This window comes from Paenibacillus odorifer (genome assembly GCF_000758725.1).
GTDB classification, from domain to species: Bacteria; Bacillota; Bacilli; order Paenibacillales; family Paenibacillaceae; genus Paenibacillus_AQ; species Paenibacillus_AQ odorifer.
Window position 1 is genome coordinate 1,670,597 of sequence record NZ_CP009428.1, and the last position, 20,221, is coordinate 1,690,817.

Below are 20,221 nucleotides of genomic sequence, written 5' to 3' on the forward strand. Positions count from 1 at the left end.
TCGATTTTAAAAGGTCGTTTTTTTTATGAAGAAGTTGTGATGGAATTAACATTCATTTAACATGCCTCTTATGCTGAAATGATATAACAGTTACAAATAGGTGAAAAGGTGGCTGTTAGATGAAACTTAGCAAAGAGGAAAAATCATGGATTTTATATGACTGTGGGAATTCGGCCTATTCGATGGCGGTTACAACTGCTTTATTGCCTATTGTATTTGGCATGTTTTCAAATGTTAACAGCAGCATGGATTTAGGGTACTTTAATTCCATTGCGAGTATTCTAGTGGCTATCCTTAGTCCGATTTTAGGCACGATCGCAGATTACAAAGATAAGAAAAAGCGCTTTTTCTTATTTTTCTCTTTGATAGGTGTGCTGGCTACGGCTTCGTTGGCATTCGTTGCACCTGCGAGCGGGCAGTGGCAGTTATTGATTGTGTTTTATATCCTGTCTGTTATAGGTTTTGCCGGAGCCAATATTTTTTATGACTCTTTTCTTGTGGATATAACCACTGATGAAAGGATGGATAAGGTATCCACAAAAGGTTTTGCTTATGGATATATCGCCAGTGTCATTCCATTTGGCATCAGCCTACTATTGATTCTGTTTATGGGGATGGAGAAGTCGATCGGTTATCAGATTGGGTTTATCATTACTGCCCTTTGGTGGGGGCTGTTGACCATACCCATGATCAGAGATGTGAAGCAGAGATATTATATTGAGCCTGAACCAAGACCTGTAATCAACAGTTTTAAAAGACTGGGAGACACCTTTAGGAATGTTAGACAGCATAAAGTTGTATTTGTTTTCTTAATTGCGTACTTTCTTTATATTGATGGGGTAGATACGATTATTAAAATGGTGGTGCCCTATGCCACATCGGTTCTGGGTGCGGATGCTTTTGACACCTTTACCTTACTGGGGATATTATTAGTTATCCAGATCATCGCTTTTCCTTGTGCAATCCTGTATGGTAATCTCGCCAAAAAATACTCCGCCAGGACTTTGATAATCGTGGGGATTGTTACATATATCATTTCCTGCATCGCGGCTTTTTTTATCACTTCAGTGTGGCATATATTTATTTTAGGTGCGCTAATTGGTTCCGCTCAGGGAGGCATTCAGGCGCTCAGCAGGTCTTATTATGCGAAGATCATTCCAAAGGAGAATTCCAATGAATTCTTTGGTTTTTACAATATTTTTGGCAAGTTCGCGGCCATTGTTGGTCCTGCTGTAATGTCTTTAACAACAACCTTAACAGGTAATGCTAAATTTAGTATTTTAGCGATTATCCCACTTTTTATTATTGGATTATTCGTATTTATAACTTTACCTAAAGAGCAGCCTGAACATGACGAACCTAAGGGGCTTATTCTATGAAGTCAATTAAAGCACAAACGGCTATGGCCAAGCATTTGATCGTCATCTCTTACGATGCCTTTTCAGAAGACCACTGGGCATTGGCCAGCCGGCTTCCAAACTTAGCGGAATTAATTAAAAACGGAGCCCATAGCCATAAATTGAAAAGTGTGTATCCGACACTCACATATGTAGTGCACACGACCATAGCAACCGGTGTATATCCGGATAAGCATGGCATCCACCACAACAATCCGTTTCAGCCCTTTATTAAGGAAGAGGAGCAAAATTGGTTCTGGTTTAGAAATGCGATCAAGGTGCCAACGATTTACGATGTTGCGCGCGAGCATAAGATGAGCACAGCCGGAATCCTATGGCCAGTATCGGGTAAATCCTCCATCCAATACAATATACCTGAAATCAGAGCCATCAAAAACGAAAATCAGGCACTGAAGATATTAAAAAGCGGAAGCCCCTTATACTGCGTGGATATGGAGCTGAAATATGGCCGGATCCGCCAAGGGATTGAGCAGCCCTATCTGGATGACTTCACGACCAAATGTGCTATAGACACGATTAAGCGCAAAAAACCTAATCTTCTAATGATGCATCTGATCGATCTGGATGATGCCAAACATGCTTATGGAACTGACAGTGACGAAGTGAAGCAGGTAATCACACGTATGGATAAAAGGTTAGGCGATATTATGCAGGCAGTGGATGAAGCGGGGATAAAGGATGATACGATTTTTTTAATTTTGGGGGACCATGGCCAGTTTAATGTTAGGTACAAGGTGCATTTGAACAACCTTTTGCAGGAAAAAGGCCTGATCTATGAAGAGAACGGCGAAATGAAGTGGAGAGCTTACCTACAGTGTGGGGGTGGAGCGGCTTACTTGCATATCCGGCAGGGTGATGAAGAAGCTGAGCAAATAGCATTAGCTGTTATTGGAGATCATATGAGAGATGAATCCTCAGGTATAGAGAAATTGTATGCTAGAGATGAACTGGATTATTTTCATGTGGGCCAAACCACAAAGTATATGCTTGAGGCTAAGAGAGGTTATTGTTTCGACGAAAGTATGAATGAACCAACGATTGTTGATTTGGACAAACAAGGCGTTAAATTTGCCACGCATGGCTATTCTCCTGATAAAGACGGCTATAGATGCAACTTGGTTGTCTCTGGGGAAAAGATTAGAAATGGGCATCCTATAGGGGACATCGAAATGGTAGATATAGCCCCCACGATGGCAAAGATTTTAGGGATTGATTTTAATCCAGGTGACGGAAGACCTTTAGAGGAAATTTTTATGGACTAAATTAAGCAATGTGAAACGGAGAAATTCAATGATTGAAACGCGAAAACAGAAATCAAATAAACTCAAGATATTCTCAAAAGTATTCATGATTATTATTGGGGCGCTAATAGCTGCCTATGGTCTAGAATCTGTATTGATACCCAACAATGTCTCAGATGGAGGTGTCACAGGTCTAAGCATCGTTGGCTCTGAACTGTTTGGCTTACCGCTAGGGCTGCTAATTGGCATAATTAATATCCCTTTTGTGTGGCTAGGATATAAGCAAATTGGTAAAAGCTTTGCTCTTTATTCCGTTATCGGTATTGCTTCACTGGCTATTGGCACTAGTCTTATGCATCATGTACCGACGATTATAGAAGGTGATACCTTATTAATTACCGTTGTTGGCGGGATTATTATCGGTTTTGGTATGGGGTTAGCCTTACGTAATGGTGGAGCATTAGATGGGATAGATATGTTAGCTGTCTTACTTTCACGAAAATTACCTTTTGGGACCAGTGATTTAATCTTATTTCTAAACATGTTTGTATTTATTGTTGTTTCAACAGTATTTGGCCTACAAGGGGCTATTCTATCAGCACTTGCTTATTTTATTGCTTCTAAGGTCATTCATATTATTGAAGAAGGTTTGAGTGGCTCTAAAACGTTTAAAATCATCACTATTCAACCGGAAATCATGGTCGAGACTATTCGTGACCGATTGGGTCGTGGAGCAACTTATACAGATGCTTATGGCGGCTACTCAAATGAACAATTCAAAGAAATCACTTGTGTCATTAACCGTCTGGAAGAAAGTAAAATAAAAGATATTATTCGTGAAATTGACCCGAATGCTTTTGTAGTAGTCTACGATGTTGCAGAAGTTAAGGGCGGCAGTTTCAAAAAGAAAAATATTCACTAATGACTATAAATCGCGTTGGAGAGAAGCTAATTATGCTCTTGCCAGCGCGTTTTTTGTTTTCTTTGAAGGAGAGGAAAGGCTTGGTATAGATTTAATATAATTAAAGTCGGAATACCTACTTTAACAACATGCTTATACAATAGAATTAATAAGGTTGGAGAGGGGACATGGATATGGATGCTGTTCATAAAGACAAGATTTTAATCAAAAATGAAAAGCTTATTAGCATGGTCATTGAACGGGCTAAGAGAGATTTTTCTGATGATATTGCAATTATAGGGCTTACAGGTTCTTTTAGTACTGGGGATTTTCATGAAAAAAGCGATCTTGATCTAATCATAATTAATAACACAGAGCAAGGCTGGGGGATATCTTCGTGTTTTATTTTGGATGATATTGGATACGATCTATATTGTACGCCATGGGAAACAAGGATAGAAGATCAAGCCAATCTCGAGAGTCCAATGATTTCATGTCTGGTGGATTTACAGGTGTTATACTGTGCAAAACCCGAATATTTGGAAAAGCTAAATTTATATAAACAGAGAGCACTCGATGCTCTGGCCATGCCTATAGGGAGAGAATGTATCAGTAGAGCGAAAAAGTGTATAGACATAGCAAAACAGGAATATGCGAATACATTACTTTCTGAAGATATAGGAGCAGTAAGGTATGATTCAAGCGAAGTTTTATACAATTTGTTAAATGCGCTAACTCATTTGAACAATACTTATTTCAAACGGGGAATTAAGAGATATTTGGAGGAAATAGCTACGTACCGTTATGTTCCTGATGATTTTGAAAAGACATATATGGCTGTGATAGAGGCGAAGACTATCGATGAAATCAGAAGTGCAGTATATAAGGCACTTAAAAACATCAATGATTTATATAATAAAATGTATAAGGATTTTGTAGTGCAGCCTGTCCCAAGCTATGATAATCTTGGCGGAACTTATGAGGAATTATGGTGCAACTACCGCAATAAGATTATAGCAAGTGTAGAATCGGGTGATAGATCGTATGCGTATCTTGCAGCAATGGGCATACAAGGTTTTCTTGATGAAATGACAGAATGGAAGGGAACTAAAAAGTTTGATATCATGCAGTATTTTGATTCTGACCATCTTCAAGTCTTTAAAAATGAGTTTCTGAAGGTCATGGATGAATATCTGGAGGAATATAACAAGGTAGGCAGGAAAGTCGAACGATACAATACTTTCGAGCAATTATATAACCAATATATGAAGGTATAGAAAATAGCCCACTACCAATCTTTGGATTGGAGTGAGCTATTTTTTATTTGACAAGAAAACTTGGCGTATTATAATAATGATGACAAGAAAACTTGTCATCATCTTTTCAATTTGAAAGGAGAAATTTTTATGAAAAAGGAAGAAATATTAGAAAAAAGCAGAAATGAAAAAGGAGACGAAGGAAAAGAATTTGTATTTGCTAAAGGCAGAAAAAGCGGATTCATTGGAATGTTGATTGTATTTTGCATTCTGAGTGTCTTCAGTTTATATAATCATAGTCAAGAAACAAATCTTGCATTAAAAGCCTTGATAGCCATGTTTTTTGGATATTTGAGCTGTGAAGGTCTTGGGATGTATTCTGTAACTAAGAAAAAGATGCATTTACTCAATTTCATTTTAGGATTAATTATAAGTGTTTCGTTTTTGTTTATTTACTTTTATGGGATGAGTGATTAGTATGAGTGAACCTTTGGTTTTAAAAAATAAACTGCGCGAAGCAAGAACGGAACAAAAATTATCGCAAGCACAATTGGCAGAAATGGTGGGTGTCTCAAGAAATACTATAAGCTCGATTGAAACCGGACAGTTTAACCCTACTGCAAAATTAGCTTTGATTTTATGTATTGCGTTGGATAAAAAATTCGAAGAATTATTTTATTTTGATTAAAATCAACAGAAGCTTTTCTGGGTTTAACTCTAGATGTCAGAAAAACAGCGATACTCCATCATTGGAGATCGCTGTTTTTTTTTTAGTCAATTATAGCTTACTCAGGAATTTACAGGGTTCTGTTCAACAGATTTGGGTGTAAAAGCTCTTCGAACAACCTTCGTTAATTCCATTAGGATGAGGGAGCCGAGGGCTAAGCCTGCTGCAATCAGCCACTCTGACATTCCAAATGAAGCCGGAATCGAGAAGATTTCTCTAACTCCTGGCAGAACCGCAATGCCGTAAAAGGCAAAGCAGACCAGAACGGCTCCGATGACGTATTTGTTGCTGAAAAGGCCAGCTTCAATAGCAGTTTGACTGTTCGAACGGGCGGCAAAGGTCTGCAATGTACGAGACAAGATCAGGGTTGTGAATGCCATAGCTACGCCCATATCAGGTGAATCCTGAAGTCCGATATACAGGGATATGATAACAGCTATACCTATGAGTAGACCACGAGTGACAATGGCCTGCATCATTCCTCCTGCGAATATTCCTTCCTTGAGCTCTCTTGGTTTTCTATTCATCACATTAGGTTCAGGTTTTTCCATCCCGAGAGCAATGGCGGGCAGAGAATCATTCGCCAGATTGATGAATAGAAGCTGAATCGCTGTGAAAGGATTAATCCAGTTGAAAATAAGGGCAAATAGGATGGCGATAATTGCACCCAGGTTACCTGAGAACAAATAGGCGATCGCTTTTTTAATATTGTCAAATACCGTTCTGCCCACAGATACAGCATTGACAATGGATACAAAATTATCATCGGTCAAAATCATGGCAGCCGCATCTTTGGCAACATCGGTTCCACTGCCCATGGCAACTCCGATATCTGCTTGTTTCAAAGCAGGCGCGTCATTTACACCATCACCGGTCATGGCTGTTATTTTGCCTTTCCGCTGCCACGCGCGGACAATTCTGATCTTGTTCTCCGGAGAGACACGGGCGTAGACACCGATCTGTTCAAGTTTTTGATCAAGTTCCTCGTCAGACATGGCATCGAGTTCTTGGCCGGTTACGGCAATTTCATTCTCAGTCATCAGACCGATATCGCGGCCGATCGCTTGTGCGGTTGTCTTATGATCACCGGTAATCATGATGGTTCGGATTCCAGCCTTCTGAGACTCTGCGATCGCGCCGTAGACAGCTTCCCGAGGTGGATCAATCATAGCTGTCAAACCTACGAGCACTAGATTTTGTTCATCCTCCAATCCGACTTCAGTAACTGTATTTGGTACGGTTTTGTAGGCATAGGCAAGTACACGGAGTGCTCTGCTGGAGAACTCCTCATTGGCTTCGAAGAAGCGTTCAAGAACTTCTGGTGTCATCGGCACTTCTTTTCCACTTAACAGTACATGCGAGCATAGACCAAAGAGCACATCGGGTCCACCTTTAGTAATCATTGCTTTTTGTCCGTTAAAAGTATGCAAGGTCGTCATCAGCTTGCGATCCGAGTCAAAAGGTAGTTCGGCTTCGCGAGGGAAATTATCGCGTATTTCCTTATAATCTTTATTCTTGCTGTTGCTGAAGGCAATAAGTGCTACCTCTGTAGGATCACCCAGCTCTTTACCATCCTCATTAATGTTAGAGTCGTTGCAGAGCACGGCAATATGCAGGAGCCGCCGGGCTTCTTCAGACCATTCTTCAGGCGCTTGATTGAATTGATCACGGTCACCTTCTGGTAGAAAGTAATCTACAACAGTCATTTTATTCTGGGTGAGGGTACCGGTTTTATCTGTACAGATGACACTGGTTGACCCAAGGGCTTCGACAGCGGGTAGCTTACGAATAATCGCATGTTGCTTAGCCATCTTATTAGTACCTACGGATAGGACAATAGTTACTATTGAGGAAAGAGCTTCGGGAATCGCAGCAACCGCCACAGCGACTGCAAACATTAACGCATTCAGGATAGCTTCTGTTGTATCCACAGTCTCATTCGATAACCAAACACGTCCGGCCTGGATGGCAAAGATTACAATGGACAGGAGTATAATTGCTACCCCCAGCTGCTTGCTGAATGTTTCGAGCTTGCGCTGCAGCGGCGTTTGCTTGGCTTCGGCGCTTTCAATGAGTTCAGCAATTTTTCCGATTTCGGTAGTGAGTGCAGTTCCCGTTACTACTAGCGTTCCGCGGCCATATACAACTAGTGAACCGCTGAACGCCATATTACGCCGGTCTCCAAGCGGAGATTCTTTCGCGATGATATTTGTATGCTTTTCCACAGCTTCGGATTCTCCGGTTAGCATACCCTCATTTATTTTTAAGCTTTCCGATTCTATAATCCGGCCATCGGCGGGTACAAAATCGCCGGCTTCCAGCCAGACGATATCACCGCGTACAAGTTCCCTTGCCGGGACGGTTTTTAATTCTCCATCACGCAGCACTTTGGCCTCGGGGGCTGACATCTGCTGCAAGGCATCCAGTGAACTCTCCGCTTTACGGGTCTGGATGACACTTATAACTGCATTGAGAATCAACACGAGGAAAATAATAAGCGACTCCATAACTTGTCCCATAACAATCTGGACAATGGCGGCTATAAGCAGTACGACTACCATAGGGTCTTTGAAGTTTTCAAGAAAAAGCTTCCAAACAGGATCTTTTTTCTTTCCTTTTAATTCGTTAAAACCATAATCTTTTAGACGATTGTCGACTTCTGCCGAAGTAAGCCCGTTAGCTGAACTCTGAACATCCTGTAAACTGTCGGCTACATTGTTGCGGTAATATTCCACTAATGATAGCTCCTCTCTGCTGTGCTGTGTCTTTGTTCTTAAAAATTACGGTTCAAGCCGGGACAAGTTTCAAAATATCGAGCTGCATAAACTGTTTTTACATTATAAATGTGTCTTTTGAGCTTGAAATTGGACGGAAAAATATATGTAAATCTGGTTTCTTCATTATGTTTTTGGCTCACCGAGCACAAGTTTACTATGGGCGCTTTATTTATTATCCTATTTATGAATCGAGTTTATCCCCACCTTGAAGAGTTAAATAAAACTCATAAAGGGTTGAGGCTACGCATTAAAAGAACAAAACAAGACCTGTCTGATGACAGGTCTTGTTTGTCTGCCCTTTCCTATTTGCTAGCGCCCGAATTAGCCGACTCCTGCAATTGCCCTGATTCACGGTGCTTCCGACTCATGAATACCAAAGACAATGCAATTATCGTGAGGATAACCCCAAGGACTTGAAATCCCGCGAAGCTAAACTTACCTCCCATTATGATACCTATTAACAATGAAGAGAGAATGGTTCCCAGGTATCTCGATGTATTAAATAATCCGGAGGCTACACCGATGATTTCTTTTGGAGAACTTTGGAACAAGGCTGCTTGCAGGCCGACATTGTTCAATCCGTTGCTAATACCAAATGCAGCTAAAGCCACACATACACTGATCACCGGTGAAGTCTGATTTAAGGTCACAAGCCACACTGATCCCAATGTCATCAGGACCCCGGACACCAGCAATGCTGGCCGGGGTCCTGATCTATCGATCCAGCGTCCTGCTATTGGAGCAGTAACCAGCGAGCATAATCCCAGCGTTAGCATGAGAATCCCAGTTTGGAATTCACTGACATGACGTACCATTTGCAAGTAGGATGGAATCCCGAAAAAGAGTGAGTAAAAAAGTACATTAACGAGCATGAATTCAACATTAACCCAAGTCATTGCCGGATATTTGGCAAATGTACGTAAAGGAATAAAGGGTGACGCCGCTTTTAGCTCATGCCGGACGAATGCCCCCAGCAGAATGAGTCCTGATAGCAAGGTAATGACATGTATTAATGAGATATGTCCGGATGATTTTGCTGAAAGCAATCCAAGGAGCACGCCAACCAGCCCCACAGTGAAGAGCAGGATTCCTGACGCGTCAATCAAATCAAACCATTTGCGCAGGGACATTCCCCGGGTAATGGTTGTTGACGGTTCGTGCTTGGGGATATGCCTCCAAGATAATAGAAAGCTCGCCACCACGAATGGAATATTGACGAAAAAGATAGCTGGCCAGTCCCACCAGTGAATAATAACCCCGCCAATAAAGGGTCCAATTGCTGCCGCGCCGGATAGGAAGATGGATAAAACAGACAGTGCGGTCGCTTGTTTCTCCGTAATATGAATCCGCACAATGGCCATTCCAACGGCAACCATCATGCTAGTTCCAATGGCTTGCACAATACGGAACACGATGAGACAGCCAAAGTTTGGGGAGAGAGGAGCTAATAAACCTGCAATGAAGGATACGACAAGCCCGGTAAGAAATATTTTCCTCCGGCCGAATAAATCGCTGGCCTTTCCCATGACAGGTTGAGCGATGCTGCTTGCAATGTAAAAAGAAAAAATAATCCAGGAAACACCTGTATAGTCAAGCTGGAATACATTTTGCAGCCTTGGAATAGCCACAGACACCATCGAAGAATTTAAAGGGTTCAATAAAATCCCCAGACCTACTGAAATCATTAACCACCTGTTGCGAACACTCATTTTAAATCCCCCTAAAGCTTATTAATGTCATCGTACTTGAAATCGATTATTCATTCCAACGCATTTTATGTTATGATCTCATTGACTTGAGGGAATGAATGGAGGTGCGAAATGGAACTTCTGCAACTGCAATATTTTCTCGCGGTAGCTCGGTTGGAACATATGACTGAAGCTGCACGAAATCTACACGTTACTCAATCTTCACTAAGCAAAACGATTCAGCGTTTGGAGGAGGATCTGGGGGTACCTTTATTCGATCGGGTAGGAAGAAAGCTGCGACTGAATGAGTCCGGAAGCCGGTTCCTTCGCCGAGCTGAAAGGGCATTATTTGAATTGGAGCAGGGAAAACAGGAGCTTAGCGATTTATCCAGTCCTGAACATGGCACACTCGAATTAGCGGTGACGACCGCAAGCACATTACCCAATATCCTGCGAGAGTTTCGGAAAAAGCGGCCTGATATTCAATACCATGTGCAAATGTTGACCACGCAGGAAATGGTTACACTTCTTAATAGAGGAGAGGTTGATTATTGCTTATCCTCACCTCCAATAAAAGGGGATGACATCGAATGTCAAATCGTCTTTATCGATCCGATTCTTGTGGCTGTTCCAAAGGGGCATCGGCTGGCTAATCGAAGCAGCGTATCTTTGACAGAGCTAAGGGATGAATGGTTTGTTGGTGTAAAGAGTGGCTATGGTACTCGCGATTTAATAGACTCTGTATGCAAATCGGTTGGATTTGTGCCTAAATATGTGTATGAGGGGGATGAACCTGCAAGGCTTAGCACTCTTGTGGAAGCTGAAATTGGCTTAGCTTTCATACCAAGCACGGCACGGAATTCACGGGAAGATATCCAATACCTCCAAGTAGAGAATCACGAATTGGAAAGGGAGATAGCTCTATTGTGGCACAGGAGCCGGTACATTTCTCAGGCTGCTTTGGAATTTCGGGAGGTAGTTGTAGAATATTTTGGAGCGTTATCCAAACAGACAATTTAATTACGCCGCAGAACAAATAACAAACCAAGTCCCCGTTACCTTCCGTTACGTTCAACGGTCCGTAAGTGGGGTTTTCTTTTGGGTTAAATACGTAGAATCTTTAATCATACATACGTTTTCCTATAATTATGGGGGGTAACACCTTTAATATTAGCGTAGTAGTGCGTAGCAGCGAGGCTGTAAAATAGTGTGAGTACACATGAAAGCGTTTACATAAAAGGAGGGGGTCTGTAAGTAAAAAGATTCATTTGTGATGATGTTCTACTGCTCTTCGGAATGATTGTGCCACTGTTGAAATTGAGGATTTAGCAGGTAAAGAAATTAGCGTGGGAATATAGGGCTGGTGCTAATAAGGTAGGTCATTAACTGATTTGTATGAAAATCACTAGAGGAGGAATGCATTAAATGAGTAGAATGCTTAAACAAGTAATCTCGATTTTACTCGCAGCTGCCTTGCTTATTCCGACAAGCTGGATCGCTCCGGTTACTGAAGCTGCGGCGCAGGATACGACAGTATCATCAGATACGGTAACGGTATATCACGAAACTTTTGCGAGTGGCAAGGGTATTGCAGCTCAAGCAGGCAGTGCTAGCCTTACACCTGTGACTGATAAAGTTTTTACTGGCAATGCTGACGGCGCAGCTTTATATGTAAGCAACCGAGCGAATAACTGGGACGCGGCTGATTTTAAATTCAGCGATATGGGCCTAGAAAACGGCAAAACCTACACGGTAACTGCATCCGTGTATGTAGACGCTGATGTGATTGTACCTAGCGGTGCCAAAGCTTATCTTCAAGCGATAGGCAGCTACGCTCTTTTGGCAAATGTGAATTATGAAGCAGGCCAAGCGGTCACCTTGACGAAAGAATTTACCGTGGATACGGACAAAGATACAACGCTGCGTGTTCAATCCAACGATGACGGGAAAACGGTTCCGTTCTACATTGGGGAGCTCCTCATTACAGCAAAAAAAGCAGTGACGGAAACGGATAAAGAAATCTATCACGAAACTTTTGCGAGTGGCAAAGGTTTAGCCTCACAATCAGGTAGCGCTAACCTAACCCCTGTCACCGATAAAGTTTTTACTGGCAATGCTGACGGGGCAGCTTTATATGTAAGCAACCGAGCGAATAACTGGGACGCGGTTGATTTTAAATTCAGCGATATGGGCCTAGAAAACGGCAAAACCTACACGGTAACTGCATCCGTGTATGTAGACGCTGATGTGACTGTACCTAGTGGTGCCCAAGCTTATCTTCAAGCGATAGGCAGCTACGCTCTTTTGGCAAATGTGAGTTATGAAGCAGGCCAAGCGGTCACCTTGACGAAAAAATTTACCGTGGATACGGACAAAGATACAACACTGCGTGTTCAATCCAACGATGACGGGAAAACGGTTCCGTTCTACATTGGGGATGTATTGGTCACAGAAAAGGTGGCTACAGTAGAGCCAACTCCAACACCAGAAACACCTAGAGACCCAGCTTTACCTTTTACCACTGTTACTTTTGAGGATCAAACGGCAGGTGGTTTTGAAGGCAGAGCAGGTACTGAAACGCTTACGGTTACTAATGAAGCGAATCATACGGATGGTGGTTCATACGCTTTGAAGGTTGAGGGAAGAACCAGTACATGGCATGGGCCGACATTACGTGTGGAGAAGTATGTGGACAAAGGCTACGAATATAAAATTTCGTTATGGGTCAAGCTGATCCAGCCAGCAAGCTCGCAGCTTCAGCTGTCCACGCAGGTTGGCGATGGAAGCAGCGCCAATTATGTGCAGCTCGCACCTAAAACCATCAGCGCAAGCGATGGCTGGATTCAGTTCGAGGGAACTTACCGTTATAACAATGTAAGCAGTGAGTATTTGACCATTTATGTGGAAAGCTCCAGTAATAGCGCGGCCTCATTTTATATCGATGATATTAATTTTGAAAAGGTAGGCTCTGGCCCGGTTGATATCGAAAAAGATCTTGTGCCGATTAAGGATGCTTACCAGAGTGATTTTCTGATCGGAAATGCGATAACCGCTGAGGATCTGGAAGGTGTCAGACTTGAGCTTCTGAAAATGCATCACAATGTTGCTACGGCAGGTAATGCCATGAAGCCGGACGCGTTGCAGCCTACGAAGGGCAACTTCACGTTTACCGCGGCAGATACAATTGTAGATAAAGTACTGGCTGAGGGCATGCAGATGCATGGACATGTGTTGGTATGGCATCAACAATCGCCTGCATGGCTGAATACAACAACAGACGCAGCTAACAACACGATCCCCTTGGGACGGGATGAAGCTCTTATGAATTTGCAGACCCATATCCAAACCGTTATGGAGCATTTTGGTGACAAGGTGATCTCCTGGGATGTTGTAAATGAGGCGATGAGCGATAACCCATCCAACCCAACAGATTGGAAAACTGCGCTGCGTTCCGCCCCATGGAAAAGTGCTATTGGAGCAGATTACGTAGAGCAAGCCTTCCTGGCGGCAAGAGAAGTGCTGGACACGCATCCAGATTGGGATATTAAGCTCTATTACAACGATTATAACGAAGACAATCAGAATAAAGCGCAGGCCATCTACAGTATGGTCAAAGAAATCAATGATAGGTACGCGCTGACTCACCCTGGCAAATTGCTTATCGACGGGGTTGGCATGCAGGGGCACTACAGCATCAATACGAACCCAGAGAATGTGAAGCTATCCTTGGAAAAGTTCATTTCCTTGGGTGTCGAAGTAAGCATAACTGAGCTGGACATTCAGGCCGGAAGCAACTATCAGCTTTCTGAAAAGCTTGCTAATGCGCAGGGTTATCTGTATGCACAGTTGTTAAATATCTTCAGGGATCACGCTGATTCTATCAAACGTGTTACCTTCTGGGGAATGGATGATAATACAAGCTGGAGAGCTTCATCCAATCCGTTGTTATTCGATAAAAATCTGCAAGCTAAGCCGGCTTACTATGGCGTTATCGATCCTGATACCTTCATTGAAGAGCATGAGCCTGAATCAGTAGAAGCCAATCAATCTACTGCCAAATTCGCTGCACCTGTTATAGACGGAACAGTTGACGAGATCTGGAGCCAGACCGCTGAGATTCCGGTCAATCGGTATCAAACCGCTTGGCAAGGAGCGAGCGGAGTAGCAAAAGCACTCTGGGATGATCAATATTTATATGTCCTAGTCCAGGTGAGTGATACGCAGCTTGATAAGAGCAGCGTGAATGCACATGAACAGGATTCGGTCGAAATCTTCGTAGACCAAAATAATGGGAAAACGACGTTTTATCAAGATGATGATGGCCAGTACAGAGTCAATTTTGACAACGAGACTTCATTTAATCCTTCAAGTATCGCAGCCGGCTTCGAATCGGCAACCCAGATTTCCGGAACAAACTATACGGTTGAAGTGAAGATTCCACTTCAAGGGATCACTCCGGACAACGATAAAAAGCTTGGTTTCGATGTACAGATCAACGATGCTAAAGAGGGCTCACGTCAAAGTGTCGCGGCTTGGAACGATACGAGTGGAACTGGGTATATGGACACATCCGTTTATGGTGTGCTTACTTTAAAGGGGAAATCTGCCGGTCCGGAACCAACCCCAACACCGACAACAGCACCGACACCGACACCAACGAGCCCAACCGATCCAACAGACCCAACTGACCCAACCGATCCAACGGATCCAACAAACCCAACGGAACCATCGGCAACCCCGACACCTGTTCAAACAGTGACGCCAGCGCCAACAAATGCACCAATGGGTAGCAGCACCGGTAATGTTGTATCAACTCCACAACCTGGAGCCATTACAAACAAAGATGGTATTGTTACGATTAAACTGGAGGTAAAGTCCGATAATGGGTATGTCATAGGTACGATCTCCAGCGACAACATGAAAAAAGCGCTTGAACAGGCTAGTGTAGCGGCAAACGGCAAGAAACAAATTATCATTGAAGTGCCAAAGCAAACGGACACGAAAGGGTATGATATACAATTACCGACCCAAAGTCTAATGGGGAAAGAAAACTATGAACTATTGCTTAAGACGGAAAATGCCACAATTCAAATTCCAAGCAATATGTTGTCCAATGTAACAGACAGTGCTGAACAAGTATCCATACGAATAAATAAAGTCACCACGGACAGCTTGGAAGCAGCTACCCGCAATATGATCGGCAACCATCCAATTATCGGTCTAAGCTTAGTAGCAGGTGACAAAGTTATTCCTTGGAATAACCCTAACGCACCTGTAACGATAGCCATTCCTTACGTGCCGACAGCGGAGGAGCTTAACCATCCAGAGCTTATCGTCGTTTGGTACATCGATGGCAAAGGCAACGTAATGCCGGTTCCGAACGGTCGATATGATGCTGCAACCCAAACGGTTGTCTTTCAAACAACCCACTTCAGCACTTATGCAGTAACCTTCGTAAAGAAAGACTTCGGAGATCTGCAGAATCTGTCATGGGCTAAACAAGCTATAGGCGTTATGGCGGCTCGCGATATCATCAAAGGAACGTCGGTGAACAGCTTTTCACCTGCAGATTCAATCAAACGAGCGGATTTCATTGCTCTCCTCGTAAGAGCACTTGAACTGAAGGGAACGGGCAAAAGTGCAATAATGTTCAACGATGTCCAAAAGACGGACTATTATTATGATGAACTGGTCATCGCGAAGGAACTGGGAATTGCTACAGGTTTTAAAGATGATACGTTCAGACCCAATAGCAATATCTCCAGACAAGATATGATGGTGCTGACAGCACGCGCGCTGGCGGCAGCCCGCAAGCAAGTTAAGGCGAGCGGTACTGTAGCTGCTTATCTAGATGAAGCAAGTATATCCAGCTACGCAAAAGACAGCGCATCATTGTTGATCAAATCCGGAGTTGTAAACGGAAAGAATAATAGAATTGCGCCGAACGATACGCTTACCCGTGCTGAAGCGGCAGTCATCCTGTACCGTATCTGGAAGCTGTAGTCCCGGCAGCAGAGAAAAAAAGTCTGAATTGGCTCATGTTCATTTTTAATCTGAAGAGCGGAAATACGTGTATATCCATCCCTTGCGTTCTTCTGTTTTAAGCATCGCTGCTCACCTCCCTGCGGAGAGGAGCAGCGATTTTTTTGTGTATGTTCCGTTAAATTGGAGCTAAAACGGAAAAAAATGTCACGAAACAGACCGCTCAAGTGTTATAACTGTACTGATAGTAGAAAGGAGACAGTCGTGGACTCTATTGAAGAAAAGATAAAGCGGGTACAAGCGGGGGAAGTCTACCTTTTTTCAGATATTATCAGACTCTACCAACAACGGATCTACCTCTACTGCTTTCGCTTGTTGAACAATAAGGAAGAAGCCGAGGATGCGGTTCAGGACATATTTATTAAGGCTTACCAGAACATCGGCCATTTTGAGTCTCAGGTGAGTTTTAACTCATGGCTCTACAGGGTTTCTTATAATCATTGCCTGAATCAACTGCGCCGGAAGAAATTTCAAAATCAGCTGCGAAAATTACTCAGACAGGATGTAACCACTAAAAGCGCTGAACAAATGGTAGAAAATCAGTTGTTCAGTGAATCCGTGGCCTCTGCCCTGGAAAAGCTTAGCGTGGAGGAACGCAATCTGTTGATTTTGCGCATTTTTGAAGATAAATCATTTGCAGAAATTAGTGAAATTCTGGGTAAAAGTACGGTCACAGTTAGGAAACGGTACGAGCGGACAAGGTGCAAGCTCAGAGAAGTCATTGAAAGAAAGGAGAAACAACTATGCGCAAGGACGAATTGACTTCCGAAGAGTTGTTTCTGAAGGAGGGGGATAATTCTGCCAAACTTCCGCTGGTTGATGTTCATGATTCTGTAATGCAAGCCATCGGGCTAGGTAATGGTCACCTTGCTGTTAAGCCTGTACCTCACCAACAGGAGGGGGACATCCCAGATATTATGCATAGAGTGGAGCCAGAAACCTATGCCAAACGATACCGTAAGCGCATGTGGAGCAGGCCTGTAAGGAGATGGGCAGCGGTGCTGATCCTGGTTGTCTTGGTAGGAGGCAGCTATTCCTTGTTTAAGGAGAGTCCCTGGCAAGCTGCCAAATTTCAATATGAGGTGCTGCCATACGAGCCGCTTCTTGCAACGAAGGAAGGGGGGACGATTGAAGTATCTAAGAATCCGTTAGTTCCTTCAAAGGTAAAAATTCCTCAGAGAGTGGCGACCAAAGAAGAAGAGCTGCTGAGTGAAAAAAATTTAGAGGCATATAGAGTTGTAGAGAAATTATTACTACCGGGAGAGGGCGCTTCTTACGTGTTAAAAAAGGAAGGTGCTGGAGATGAACGTCCTCAGCTTGGCAGAGTTATTCCTGCGATGCTATTTAATGATTATTCCAGTTATTTAGCCAAAGCAGAAGAGTATAAGGTGCCATATTTGCCACGTCCGGAGTATCTGCCAGAAGGGTATGTTTTTGATCAAGCATGGATACAACCTGATTTTGAGGTCAACGAGAATGAACTGCTTGCCCTGACTGATGGTATAAAGCTGGAAGGCGGTTACCGGGTTATGTGGAAAAAAGAAGCTACGGCCAGTATTAATTATGACTATTCGTCGATGAGATACAAAAAAGGGGAGAGTATGGTAAGAATTAATGCCAAACACATCAAGGCAAAGTCCGGAACGGTGGAAAGCTTACTAAGGACGAACACCACAATCGTACAGAATATTCTTGTTAACGGAACCCAACTGATCTATACGGAAACTACAAACAATGAAATAAAGTTGGGGTATAGATACAGACTTGTCTGGACGGATACAGAACAAAATGTAGTATACGATATGACTGCTGCACCGGAGTCTTCTTCTTTAACCAAAGAGGAGGTTATCCGAATTGCTGCCGACATGATGAAATAAGTATAGAAATTTGATGTCACAAATCCGGTAACGTAAGTGTTATGTAAGAGTACTACATATACAGGAAGGTGAGGTATTTTAATGAATAATAGAAAAACACTCATTGCCATGACCAGTATGACCCTAATGTTCGGTTTAGGTTATGGCTTCAAAGGAGAAGCTTACGCCGAGAAGTCTGTTGCTCAGTCTGTGGAAGAAACCGCCATTAAGGCGGAAGTCAAATATATAGCTCAGGGCATCGATGAAGCTGCCAAAGCGAAAACAGATCAGGAACAAAAAAAATTCAAAAATCTCAAAGATCTGCAGCAGAAAGCATTAAGTGAAGAGCTTAAACCTGGAGAAATCAGATATGTGTATATTAATGACAAGGAATATCAAGCCTATGCTAAGGGATCACCCACTGCGGGTGCATATTATTCCCTTTCGTTTAATACGTATAATGAATATGTGGAAAAGTATGCTGCCGGCAATACCTCCATGCCACTGCAATTGCAAGAGCCTCCGGAAGGCTACAATTTTTTCAGGGCAATTGTTTCTCCATATATGACGAAAAAAGAACAGGATAAGATATACTATCAAGTGATCGCCGAGGGTAAGGCGTCCGATAAGAAAATATATGTAAAGAAATTGCAGGAGAAGCGTACAGCTATCAACATCATCTATAATATGACCACAGAGAAAAATGGTAAAAGAGGAGTTCTTGCCATCGCTGCCGAACCTGCAGGACCTAAGGATACGACTGTTGAATCCGAACCAGCAAATGCACAGTCGCAGAAGCTAAAAGTGAGTGGCCAAGAGGTGGTATACACACCTATTGATAAGATGGAGTACAAGTCAGTTGCATGGATGAATCCAAAGACCCGTGTCAATTATATTATTCGGGAAACCGGTGGACACCTGACCAAGGAGGATTTGATTGCTTTGGCAGGACAGATCATTGAAGCTTCGGCGTAGAATGATTCTAAGACACTTACTAATTAATTTGATTAAGGCAGCCCCCAGGGCTGCTTTTTGGTTTGAGTATAAAGATCTATAGTATTCACGCTGTTTAGGAGATTAAAAGCGAAATGTGGCGTTGGCAATGGAAATGTGTCTTTTTTAAGTATTCACAAATAAAGAACGAATATCCTATCATTCCAATATTTACAATATTCGATATAAAGTGATATAATTTTCGAGATTCATATACATAAACATGAAAGAAGAGTGTAAGATGCTAAAGGTAACAAGTAAAAAAGTCATGTCAATTATTACAGTTAGCTCAATGCTGTTGGCTGTGGGTGCAGTCGCTTACGCAGACACGACATTGAAGAAGATTTCTGCATATCAGAATGCGGCCATCAGCATTGAAGTGGATAATCAGAAAGTGAACCTGTCAAGTAGTGAAGGAACAATGTACCCAATTATCTATGAGGGACATAGCTATGTATCCGCCAAGGCTGTATCTGAAGCACTGGGGGCAACCGTGAAATGGGATAACAGTCGTCAAGCTGTTGTGATCACATCGGCGAACGGCGGAACATCAACATCTGTTGTACCGGATAAGGACAATACCGTTGCACAAGCTACTGCGAAGCCAGCAACCGTATCTACTCCGCCTGCAACCGAGTCCACACCGCAGGCAACACCAAAGCCTGCTGCCTCATCTTCCGCTACGACTTCCAGTAACAGCGGCGCTTCGTTTGCAGATGCAGTGAAGTTAGGTACTTCTTTTACTTATACGGACCTTGATAACAATTATAGCCCTAAAGGTGATTCAACATCTGTTCAATATACTTTCACTATCAATAAGGTTACGTCGACTACTCTCGGACAATTACATGCTCTTGGGTTTGAGGAACATGTCACTGATCCCGATGTAGCTGTAGATTATGTCCTGCTTGATGTAACGCTTAAGGTGAAGAACGCCACTCTTGTAAAAGGTAGTCAGGACCAAGGGCGGAAGTTCCTTTCAAGTTTTACACCTACCATTTGGGGGGTAGAAACATCCAGTGGACAATACTATATTGGTGGCTCTAGTGATTATTTTGAGGGATCTCTCGGAGAAAATATCGAAAAGTTGTTAGCTGATTTTCCTGAAGTCACCCCAAGTAAACCGGGTTCTTTTGAAGCTTCGGGTAAAGTTATTCTGCCAATAATCAAAGGCAAGGAGAACAACCTTGTTCTTTATAGAAACGATAGCAAGCTTGAGTCCGACAAAAGGTCCATCTATTTTAAACTGAAATAGTTATGCAAGTTAGCAGATGGTTTGGTCGCTAATTGTTGTAATAAAGATCAAACTAAAAAGAGATCAA

At 42.8% G+C, this 20,221-nt stretch carries 14 protein-coding genes; 12 read left to right on the forward strand and 2 right to left on the reverse strand.

Annotated features, from left to right (window positions below):
• The first annotated feature begins 119 nt into the window (after positions 1-119).
• The 6 genes from PODO_RS07110 (at position 120) to PODO_RS07135 (ending at position 5,504) form a co-directional block, all read left to right on the forward strand.
• On the forward strand, positions 120-1,379 hold the full coding sequence (locus tag PODO_RS07110) for an MFS transporter (RefSeq protein ID WP_038569399.1): 1,260 nt from the start codon (positions 120-122) through the stop codon (positions 1,377-1,379).
• Positions 1,376-2,680: an alkaline phosphatase family protein gene (locus PODO_RS07115; RefSeq protein WP_052096864.1), complete on the forward strand. Its 1,305-nt coding sequence runs from the start codon at positions 1,376-1,378 to the stop codon at positions 2,678-2,680. Before PODO_RS07110 ends, PODO_RS07115 begins: the two co-directional genes overlap by 4 nt.
• A 28-nt stretch (positions 2,681-2,708) precedes the next feature.
• The gene (locus tag PODO_RS07120; RefSeq protein WP_036675789.1) at positions 2,709-3,581 is read left to right on the forward strand and encodes a YitT family protein; all 873 of its coding nucleotides are present in this window, start codon (positions 2,709-2,711) and stop codon (positions 3,579-3,581) included.
• 167 nt (positions 3,582-3,748) lie between these two features.
• Complete coding sequence (locus tag PODO_RS07125; RefSeq protein WP_244886436.1) at positions 3,749-4,837, forward strand: nucleotidyltransferase domain-containing protein; 1,089 nt, start codon at positions 3,749-3,751, stop codon at positions 4,835-4,837.
• 129 nt (positions 4,838-4,966) lie between these two features.
• Entirely contained in the window at positions 4,967-5,293 is a 327-nt protein-coding gene (locus PODO_RS07130) for a DUF6442 family protein (RefSeq protein WP_036675787.1), read from the forward strand.
• A gap of 1 nt (position 5,294) precedes the next feature.
• Positions 5,295-5,504 carry a helix-turn-helix transcriptional regulator gene (locus PODO_RS07135; protein ID WP_036675786.1) on the forward strand — a complete coding sequence of 70 codons (210 nt, stop codon included), beginning with the start codon at positions 5,295-5,297 and terminating at the stop codon, positions 5,502-5,504.
• Between the two features lie 101 nt (positions 5,505-5,605).
• Here PODO_RS07135 and PODO_RS07140 read toward each other — a convergent pair whose 3' ends face one another.
• The gene (locus PODO_RS07140; protein ID WP_038569401.1) at positions 5,606-8,278 is read right to left on the reverse strand and encodes a cation-translocating P-type ATPase; all 2,673 of its coding nucleotides are present in this window, start codon (positions 8,276-8,278) and stop codon (positions 5,606-5,608) included.
• Positions 8,279-8,622: 344 nt separating this feature from the next.
• Positions 8,623-10,029 carry an MFS transporter gene (locus PODO_RS07145; protein WP_038569402.1) on the reverse strand — a complete coding sequence of 469 codons (1,407 nt, stop codon included), beginning with the start codon at positions 10,027-10,029 and terminating at the stop codon, positions 8,623-8,625.
• Between the two features lie 111 nt (positions 10,030-10,140).
• Between PODO_RS07145 and PODO_RS07150 the strand changes: the two genes are divergently transcribed.
• The 6 genes from PODO_RS07150 (at position 10,141) to PODO_RS29910 (ending at position 20,154) form a co-directional block, all read left to right on the forward strand.
• Entirely contained in the window at positions 10,141-11,028 is an 888-nt protein-coding gene (locus tag PODO_RS07150; protein WP_038569403.1) for a LysR family transcriptional regulator, read from the forward strand.
• A gap of 405 nt (positions 11,029-11,433) precedes the next feature.
• Positions 11,434-16,011: a glycoside hydrolase family 10 protein gene (locus PODO_RS07155; RefSeq protein WP_038569405.1), complete on the forward strand. Its 4,578-nt coding sequence runs from the start codon at positions 11,434-11,436 to the stop codon at positions 16,009-16,011.
• A 243-nt stretch (positions 16,012-16,254) separates the two neighbouring features.
• Positions 16,255-16,812 (forward strand): RNA polymerase sigma factor, encoded by a 558-nt coding sequence (locus PODO_RS07160; protein WP_036675772.1) that lies wholly within the window; start codon positions 16,255-16,257, stop codon positions 16,810-16,812.
• Positions 16,794-17,927: a hypothetical protein gene (locus PODO_RS07165; RefSeq protein ID WP_038569407.1), complete on the forward strand. Its 1,134-nt coding sequence runs from the start codon at positions 16,794-16,796 to the stop codon at positions 17,925-17,927. Before PODO_RS07160 ends, PODO_RS07165 begins: the two co-directional genes overlap by 19 nt.
• A gap of 81 nt (positions 17,928-18,008) precedes the next feature.
• Positions 18,009-18,881 carry a hypothetical protein gene (locus tag PODO_RS07170; RefSeq protein WP_038569409.1) on the forward strand — a complete coding sequence of 291 codons (873 nt, stop codon included), beginning with the start codon at positions 18,009-18,011 and terminating at the stop codon, positions 18,879-18,881.
• A gap of 286 nt (positions 18,882-19,167) precedes the next feature.
• Entirely contained in the window at positions 19,168-20,154 is a 987-nt protein-coding gene (locus PODO_RS29910) for a stalk domain-containing protein (RefSeq protein WP_169744747.1), read from the forward strand.
• Positions 20,155-20,221: the final 67 nt, after the last annotated feature.

Bases quoted from the DNA above. Each gene is read 5' to 3' on its own strand.
- PODO_RS07110 (WP_038569399.1), top strand. From the start codon at position 120: ATGAAACTTAGCAAAGAGGAAAAATCATGGATTTTATATGACTGTGGG.
- PODO_RS07115 (WP_052096864.1), top strand. From the start codon at position 1,376: ATGAAGTCAATTAAAGCACAAACGGCTATGGCCAAGCATTTGATCGTC.
- PODO_RS07120 (WP_036675789.1), top strand. From the start codon at position 2,709: ATGATTGAAACGCGAAAACAGAAATCAAATAAACTCAAGATATTCTCA.
- PODO_RS07125 (WP_244886436.1), top strand. From the start codon at position 3,749: ATGGATATGGATGCTGTTCATAAAGACAAGATTTTAATCAAAAATGAA.
- PODO_RS07130 (WP_036675787.1), top strand. From the start codon at position 4,967: ATGAAAAAGGAAGAAATATTAGAAAAAAGCAGAAATGAAAAAGGAGAC.
- PODO_RS07135 (WP_036675786.1), top strand. From the start codon at position 5,295: ATGAGTGAACCTTTGGTTTTAAAAAATAAACTGCGCGAAGCAAGAACG.
- PODO_RS07145 (WP_038569402.1), bottom strand. From the start codon at position 10,029: ATGAGTGTTCGCAACAGGTGGTTAATGATTTCAGTAGGTCTGGGGATT.
- PODO_RS07150 (WP_038569403.1), top strand. From the start codon at position 10,141: ATGGAACTTCTGCAACTGCAATATTTTCTCGCGGTAGCTCGGTTGGAA.
- PODO_RS07155 (WP_038569405.1), top strand. From the start codon at position 11,434: ATGAGTAGAATGCTTAAACAAGTAATCTCGATTTTACTCGCAGCTGCC.
- PODO_RS07165 (WP_038569407.1), top strand. From the start codon at position 16,794: ATGCGCAAGGACGAATTGACTTCCGAAGAGTTGTTTCTGAAGGAGGGG.
- PODO_RS07170 (WP_038569409.1), top strand. From the start codon at position 18,009: ATGAATAATAGAAAAACACTCATTGCCATGACCAGTATGACCCTAATG.
- PODO_RS29910 (WP_169744747.1), top strand. From the start codon at position 19,168: ATGTCAATTATTACAGTTAGCTCAATGCTGTTGGCTGTGGGTGCAGTC.